This is a genomic window from Chryseobacterium sp. SN22 (genome assembly GCF_008329705.1).
GTDB lineage: Bacteria > Bacteroidota > Bacteroidia > Flavobacteriales > Weeksellaceae > Chryseobacterium.
Map to the genome: position 1 here is coordinate 120472 of NZ_VTSX01000016.1, position 7923 is coordinate 128394.

General features: G+C 39.7%; 6 protein-coding genes. 5 read left to right on the plus strand and 1 reads right to left on the minus strand.

Annotation, left to right across the window (positions count from 1 at the left end; genetic code table 11):
- Positions 1–49 precede the first annotated feature (49 nt).
- The 5 genes from FY557_RS12460 to FY557_RS12480 all read left to right on the plus strand — a co-directional run bounded on the left by FY557_RS12460 (position 50) and on the right by FY557_RS12480 (position 6706).
- A complete protein-coding gene (locus tag FY557_RS12460; protein WP_149247574.1) occupies positions 50–2221 on the plus strand; it encodes a T9SS type A sorting domain-containing protein in 2172 nt (723 codons plus the stop codon).
- Positions 2222–2412: 191 nt separating this feature from the next.
- On the plus strand, positions 2413–3339 hold the full coding sequence (locus FY557_RS12465; protein ID WP_149247575.1) for a mevalonate kinase: 927 nt from the start codon (positions 2413–2415) through the stop codon (positions 3337–3339).
- A gap of 10 nt (positions 3340–3349) precedes the next feature.
- Positions 3350–4279, plus strand: coding sequence for a UbiA family prenyltransferase (locus FY557_RS12470; RefSeq protein WP_149247576.1), 930 nt, complete (start codon positions 3350–3352; stop codon positions 4277–4279).
- Positions 4280–4344: 65 nt separating this feature from the next.
- Complete coding sequence (locus FY557_RS12475; RefSeq protein ID WP_149247577.1) at positions 4345–5517, plus strand: proline dehydrogenase family protein; 1173 nt, start codon at positions 4345–4347, stop codon at positions 5515–5517.
- Positions 5518–5689: 172 nt separating this feature from the next.
- Positions 5690–6706, plus strand: coding sequence for a T9SS type A sorting domain-containing protein (locus FY557_RS12480; protein ID WP_149247578.1), 1017 nt, complete (start codon positions 5690–5692; stop codon positions 6704–6706).
- A gap of 54 nt (positions 6707–6760) precedes the next feature.
- Here the strand turns inward: FY557_RS12480 and FY557_RS12485 are convergent, their stop codons facing one another.
- The gene (locus tag FY557_RS12485) at positions 6761–7309 is read right to left on the minus strand and encodes a helix-turn-helix domain-containing protein (protein WP_149247579.1); all 549 of its coding nucleotides are present in this window, start codon (positions 7307–7309) and stop codon (positions 6761–6763) included.
- Positions 7310–7923: the final 614 nt, after the last annotated feature.

Below are 7923 nucleotides of genomic sequence, written 5' to 3' on the forward strand. Positions count from 1 at the left end.
CTTTTTGAGGATTATTTTTCTTATTTTTCAATATTAAATAATTAGATAAATGATAAAGAGATTTATAATCCTCTGTATTCTTCAGTTAGCGGTATTCGGCTTTTCCCAAGGCATAAGGCCGGTAGCACAAAAAATTTCAGAGTTTCATGCGCAGAAGAAAAACTTTGAAAAATTTGAAGTGTTTACTCTCAATACCGCTTCTGATCGGTTAGCCGAATATAAGAGATCGGCCACCGATATTTCAGTTTTAAATTTAGATGTTAAACAATTAAAAAAACTGGTGTATGAAAAACCGGAATACCTTGAAATTTCTTTTCCCTTCGACGGAAAGTTGATTACCGTGGAGCTTTATAAAAATCAGATATTGACCAGTGATTTTAAAGTGACCACCGGCAAAGGAGAGATTGCAAATTATACTCCCGGGGCTTACTATCAGGGGATTGTAAAGGGCAACCACCAATCGGTTGCGGCATTCAGTTTCTTTGATGGCGATATCGTAGGCGTCGCTTCAACACCGGAACTTGGAAATATCGTTGTCGGAAAAGTTAAAAATTCTACAGATTTTGTAAGCTATTCCGATGGGAAACTTACCGGCCTGAATCCTTTTGTGTGCGGAGTAGACGAACTGGCGGACGACCGGCAGCAGAAAATTTCTTTTGATCCGGCATCACAGAATAATACCGGAAAGCTTTTAACCCAGAATTGTGTAAGGATCTATTACGAAATCTGCTATACGCCTTATATCAACAACGGATCAAGCATCACGACAACGACGAACTGGCTGACGGCCATCCATAATAACATTTCTACGCTGTATAACAATGACGATATCAAAATCGCATTGAACGAAATTTATATCTGGACAACTCCGGATCCTTATACCGGAACTCCGAACGCGAATCTGGCAAGCTTCAGGACAAACAGGCAAACCTTCAACGGTGATCTGGCACATTTGGTCAACCAGCCTTCTACGACAAGCGTGGCTTACGTTAATTCTCTCTGCACCACATACAGACATGCATATTCAGGAGCGTCCCAAACATACAACAACGTTCCGGTTTATTCATGGACCATCCAGGCCATGACCCATGAAATGGGACACAGCTTAGGATCGCCCCACACCCACGCCTGCGCATGGAACGGAAATTCAACAGCCATCGACGGATGCGGAACCCAGGCGGGTTATCCGGAAGGCAACTGCCCGACAGGACCGATTCCTTCTTCTTCAGTAAAAGGAACTATTATGAGCTATTGCCATCTTGTTTCAGGAGTAGGCATCAATTTTGCCAACGGTTTCGGTCCGCAGCCAGGCAACCTGATCCGAAATACCGTAGAATCCAAAGCATGCCTGGGAACCAATTGTACCACCGCATGTGGTACTACCATAACAGGATTGCTGGTATCCAACATCACCCAGATTTCTGCCAATGCGGCCTTTACGGATGCAACATCAACGTCATGGAAATATAAGGTTACGAAATTCGACGGAACCCAGGTAAGCAGCGGAACGTCATCAACCCAGTCATTAAGTTTATCGGGCCTTCAGCCGGCAACGTATTATCTATTATCCGTCGGGACCGACTGTTCGGCAGGTTACCAACGAACCCAGCTGTTTTTAACGGATGCCGATTGGTGCGGCGGAGCTTCGTTTACCGATACGGGCGGAACAACAGGCAATTATGACGATAACCAGACGATTGTAAAGACATTTTATCCAAGTTCTGGAGCTTTGACCATGGGCTTCACGGAGTTCGGCCTGGAGGAGGGATATGATTTTATGTATATCTATAATGGTCCGTCTACAAGTTCACCCATGTTTCCAAACGGGAATGGTCTTACGGGCACCACTTTACCCGGGACTTTTACTTCAACACATCCCTCGGGAGCAATCACTGTACGTTTCATTTCTGATCCTGCGGAGAATGATACCGGCTGGAAGGCCAACTTTTCCTGTGCGGTACTTGCTGTGGAGGATGTGAATACCAAAGATAATTCCGTGAGCATTTATCCGAACCCTGCAAGAAATATCCTGACCATTTCCTCAAAAGAAGCCTTGAAGTCATTCAGCATCTATGATGAAGCGGGAAGGCTCATCAGGTCTGAATCTTCTTTAAAAGGAAACAAACTGGATGTCAATATTTCTTCGATGCAGACCGGTAATTATGTAGTAACGGTGGAGACAGAGAAACAGAAAATAACCAAAAAACTGATGAAGCAGTAATCTTACGGATTCTATAATAAAAGCCTGATTTTGTCAGGCTTTTTTAGTAACTTTATAATAGAAAGCAGGGCTTTATAATTTAGTTAAAATCTTAAAACATTTTAGCTGTTAAAATTTGTTAGAATTCGGCTCGGGATTTGCTTGTATTCAACAGAATAGTTTTAAATTTGCAAAAAAATTTATTTACATAAATGACAAACCCTTTATTTTACGCAAAAATCCTTTTGTTCGGAGAATACGGAATTATTGAAGATTCCCAGGGTTTGACGTTACCTTATAGTTTTTATAAAGGTACCCTCAAGTTCTCATCACTGGATTCAGAATTTGAAAAGAAATCCAATCAGCATCTTATACAATATGCAGACTACCTGCAGAATTTGAATCTTCCCGAAACCTTTGAGCTTAATGTATTACGGTTTAAGGAAGAAATTGCCGCAGGATTATTTTTCGACAGCAATATTCCCCAGGGCTATGGAGTAGGAAGCTCCGGTGCTTTGGTGGCCGCAATTTTTGAACGGTATTCCGTTTCAAAACACGATCCTGAAAATATTTCCAAAGAAGAGCTGAAAAACCTCCGTAAGGTTTTCGGTCTGATGGAAAGTTATTTTCACGGGAAAAGTTCCGGAATAGATCCGCTGATCTGCTACATGAACCTTCCGATTCTCATCGAAAGCAAAGAAAGCGTAGACCGCGTAGCCATCCCTGCCGGCGAAGCGGGAAAAGGAGCGATTTTTTTGATCGATTCAGGAATGACGGGGGAGACAGGGCCGATGGTTCAGATTTTCTTTGAAAAAATGAAGACTGAAGGTTTCCGCAAGACCCTTAAAGAAGAATTTATCCGTTATAACAATGCTTGTATTGAGGCATTTCTTAAAAAGGATATGAATCCGTTTTTCAGAAACCTGAAAAAATTATCCCATTGGGCATATGAACATTTCCGTCCGATGATCCCGGAAAGCCTGTTCAACGTTTGGAAAAAAGGACTCGATTCCAATGCTTATTACCTGAAGCTCTGCGGAAGCGGCGGCGGCGGCTATATTTTAGGTTTCACCAAAGACTATGAGAAAGCAGAAAAAATGCTTGACGGCTTCCAGAAAGAAGTAATCTACAGATTCTAAAAAGTTGTGAATGAATTCTGAAAAAGAAACCTTCCAACAGAAATTCGATATTCCGAAATCTCTATTTTATAGATTTTCACAATTCGTGGGCTTTCTTCTGGGAGCTCGCTTTTTTATTGCTATTCTGCTTACGTTTGCCCTTTATGTTTCTACATTTTTCCTTTTTAACCAGGATGAAAATTTCAGGAAGTTCGTCTTTGACTTCAAGGTCCACGGCATTATTTTCTGTACGGTGCTTACCATTTTTGCAGGGGGAATCATCAACCAGTTTTACGATTTTGAAAAGGATCATATCGTAAAGCCATTCCGGACCAGGCTGCAGAGTTTCATCAAACAGAAATATTTTTTATATGTTTATCTGATCCTTAGCGTTATTTCTTTAGGCGTTGCCTGGATGATTTCGCACAGGGTTTTCCTGTTTTTTGTGGTCTACCAGTTTTTCATGTGGTTCTACAGCCATAAGCTGAGCCGGATGCTTATTATCAATAACCTTACTTTTGTCAGCCTGACTTTATATCCCTTCTTCGGAATGATGGTTTATTATGAGACCTTTTCAAAGAAAGTCCTGCTGATGGCTGTTTTCCTGTTCCTGATTCTGCTGTGCATCGATATTGTAAAAGATACGCTGACAAAAAGTGTCGATAAAGCGTTTGGCTATACCACCATTCCGAATTACTTCAAAAGTAAAAATGCGAAAATCATTATTGTTTCCCTCCTGATTGTTACGATGGCCGTATCCATGAAACTGATCCTGAAAACCGGGATTTCGGGATTTATGGCCTACTATTTCACAGCGGGTCTGTTTGTTTTCATAGCATGTGTTTACCTTTTGCTGAACCATACCAGGAGAAATAATTTCGTCACCCTCAATATTTTAAGAATCTGGGTTTTTATCGGGATTATTGCCATGCTCCTGAACGGGCTGGAAGGTAAATTGTAGAAAAATTTCTTTAGAATACCTTATCCTTTTATTACCTTTGCAGAACCTAAATTTATATACAAGTAATGCCCATTTTTAACGATACTCAAGTAGCATTTGCAGATAAATCTGATGCCCAGTTAAGAAAAGCGTATTGGATGTTCAAGATGATCGAGCAGCCTTCTCTTACCAAAGTCGGAACTTCCGTTCTTAATTTCACCGTTCATAATAATTTCCCTTTTGTTACCGGAATTGTGAAAAAGACTCTGTTTGAACAGTTCTGCGGAGGGGAAACCCGTGAGGAAAGTATGAAGGTGGTTAAGCAGCTTTTCAGGAGAGGCGTGGGAAGCATCTTTGATTATTCGATTGAAGGAAAAGAAGATGAAGCTACTTTTGATGCGGTTTGTAAAGAGATCAAAGACATCATAAAGTTTTCTGTGGGGAATCCTGCTATTCCATTTATCGTATTTAAACCTACAGCCTTCGGAAGGATTGATCTTTATGAAGCAGTTGGTAAAAATACGGAACTTACGTCAAGCCAGAAGGAGGAATGGGCAAGAGTGGTAAAGAGATTCGATGAGGTATGCAGCCTTTGCCATGAACACGGGAAGAAAGTAATGGTAGATGCCGAAGAAACTTGGATGCAGGATGCGGCAGATCATCTGTGTGAAGACATGATGGAAAAATACAACCGGGAAAAACCGATCGTCTGGAACACGATCCAGATGTACAGAACCGGAAGACTGGAATATATGGAAGCCAACCTGCAAAGGGCAAAAGAAAAGGGATATTTTATCGGTTACAAAATCGTTCGTGGTGCCTATATGGAAAAGGAAAGGGCAAGAGCTGTGGAAAAGGGATATCCGGATCCGATACAGCCGAACAAAGAAGCTTCCGATAGAAACTACAATGCCGGAATCGATTTTGTAATGAATAATCTTGATAAGGTTTCCGCATTTTTCGGGACTCATAATGAAGTTTCTTCCGAGTTGGTGATGGATAAAATGAAAGCCAAAAGTCTCGAAAACGGTAATCCTCATGTATATTTCGGACAGCTGTACGGTATGAGCGACAATATTACATTCTATCTGTCCGATAAAGGGTATAATGCCACTAAATATCTTCCTTACGGACCTGTAAAAGATGTGGTGCCGTACCTGACAAGAAGAGCCCAGGAGAATACTTCGGTTGCCGGACAGACAGGAAGAGAACTTGGTCTGATTAAAAAGGAACTGGACAGAAGAACCCGCAACAGATAAGTATTGATTCAAGCATATAAGAGCCTCACAAATTTGTGAGGCTTTTTTATGCCATATTCATTATATCTATTGATTATTCTTTTGAGGTGTATATAATGCAAAAAATTTTAATTTATGTTGTTGAATTGATTATAATTATCTACATTTGATTAAATCAATAAAAAAGATAACTATGACAAAAAATCTATGCCTTGCTGTCGCCTTGATGGCTAACTTTACATTCGCACAAACCTATAATAACGGAGGTTTGAGCACGGGTGCCACTTCTAAAAGCGGTGTTGCTGCACCGGCTGGATACACATGGTCTGAAGTTCAGAATAATACAGGCAATACAACAGAATCGAATTCCAGTGCAGGATATGCGGGAACATACAGTTCTACAACAGCCAGCTTCTTTATTGCAGATGACTTTACGATTCCTGCGGGACAAACCTGGAACATTACTTCTATCGATGTTTTCGCCTACCAGACAGGATATAACGGAACTACGTCACCATTCAATACGATGAGGGTGAATATCTTTAGTTCAGATCCTTCGGTAGCAGGAGCGGTAAGTGTTTTTGGTGATGACACAACCAATAGATATGTATCCGGTACACAAATTAATGCATACCGAATTTTTAACAGTGCAGTGCCAGTAGCCTCCGCGCCGGGAACCACACGCAGAATCTGGAGAATTAATGGCAGCACACCCGTTACTCTGTCGGCTGGTACGTATTGGATTAAATACCAGCTGCAGAATGTAACGGTTGCAAGTGCAGGATTTTTTCCGCCTGTCACCATTTCAGGAACAAGAGGTCTACCTGGTTGGAATGCTAAACAGAATAATGCAGTTGACGGGTCATGGATTTCCATAATTGATGATGGTAACCCGGCTAGTGCACCGGATTATCCTATGGATATGCCATTCATTGTTACGTATTCAACAGGAAGTTTAGGTACCAACGAAGTCATGCAATATGATAACAGGATGCAGGTATATCCTAATCCTGTAAAAGACGTATTCAGGATCAGTAACCCTGAAAAAATCAAAATTACACAAGTGGAAGTTATTGATATGTCCGGACGAATACTTAAGACTTTAAAAGGCACTGAGCAATATAATGTTTCAGATTTGCCTAAAGGAAATTATATGTTAAAAATAAAAGGCAGTGAACTGGCAAAAGTAACAAAGCTGGTAAAAGAATAAGAGCTTATTATTTTTATAATAATTAACCTGATCAATCCTATGATCAGGTTTTTTTTATGGCTCGAAACTTTCGAATTTTCCATTATCATAAAAGATAACGATACGTTTTATTTTACTTTGCTGGTTTTCAATAGCCTGGCTTATGATCTGCTCATTGGGTTTTGCTAATGGCTGAGAATCCGTTATTTTTTCCTGAGCCGTACTTTGGGGAGGTGTGAACGATTCTCGGGGCGTCGGTTCCGACTCTGCCATTTCAGTTTCTGCAGCTCCGGAATTTTCATCTTTATTTATCAGTTCGAACAGGTCGGGTAGAGAAGCGGGCTTTGGATTGCTCGACCCGGAATTTTCTGCAGATTCTGCAGCGGCCGGTTTTTCTTCCGGTAGTTCTGACTTAAGCATTTCTCCCTCGCCGGTTACAAGCCAGTCCCAGAGAAGCTCCGGAAATCGTGATTTTATTTTTATGATAAACTCAAGAGACGGCTTGTTTCTGCCGGAAGTGATATGCGAAATCGAAGACCGTTGGACATCGATCTCATCAGCAAACTCGGAAGGAGTAAATCTGGAATACTCGATCACCTTTGAAATTCTCTCGTTTAAACCCATAATCATATATTAAACTATGTTACAAATGTAAATAATATAAATTACAAATGCAAATTAAACTAATACACAAATGTAAATACCTATTAGATACATTTGTAAACAGTTTAAAATGCTATTAATCAGAGATTTATTAATTAATTTACAAAAGTTTATTAGTATTAAATACCTGAATTAATACAAATAGAGTAAAATCGTCGATAACTTATTGATAAGTTTTTTCGGTTTAAACACTAAAATCTATAGTATACCTTTAATTTTGCTGCGGGTTGTAAGATCAATTTCGAGCTTTTGTATAATAGCGATAGAGGAGGTAAATAAATGCCTATACAGAGCGTATAGAGGCTATTTAAATCTGTAAAATGAATTCTTAAACGACATTTTAGTACCATTTGGACCTCTTTTTGTATAATTTGTTATAAGAATATAAACGGGCATATAAGAAGCCTCTTTACATTATTAAATTCTAAAAATACAGGCTAAAATAAGTGTGAAAATTGAGAGAATAAATCACAATTTACATTTGTATATGAAAATAAACTATAGGTTTTCCACATATAATCTGTTTAGATTAATTACCCATAAGAAGCTTTAAATGATAATTTACATACTTAAAG

What these genes read in the sequence shown, in the direction of transcription:
- FY557_RS12460 (WP_149247574.1), top strand. Translation starts at nt 50, where the DNA reads ATGATAAAGAGATTTATAATCCTCTGTATTCTTCAGTTAGCGGTATTC.
- FY557_RS12465 (WP_149247575.1), top strand. Translation starts at nt 2,413, where the DNA reads ATGACAAACCCTTTATTTTACGCAAAAATCCTTTTGTTCGGAGAATAC.
- FY557_RS12470 (WP_149247576.1), top strand. Translation starts at nt 3,350, where the DNA reads ATGAATTCTGAAAAAGAAACCTTCCAACAGAAATTCGATATTCCGAAA.
- FY557_RS12475 (WP_149247577.1), top strand. Translation starts at nt 4,345, where the DNA reads ATGCCCATTTTTAACGATACTCAAGTAGCATTTGCAGATAAATCTGAT.
- FY557_RS12480 (WP_149247578.1), top strand. Translation starts at nt 5,690, where the DNA reads ATGACAAAAAATCTATGCCTTGCTGTCGCCTTGATGGCTAACTTTACA.
- FY557_RS12485 (WP_149247579.1), bottom strand. Translation starts at nt 7,309, where the DNA reads ATGGGTTTAAACGAGAGAATTTCAAAGGTGATCGAGTATTCCAGATTT.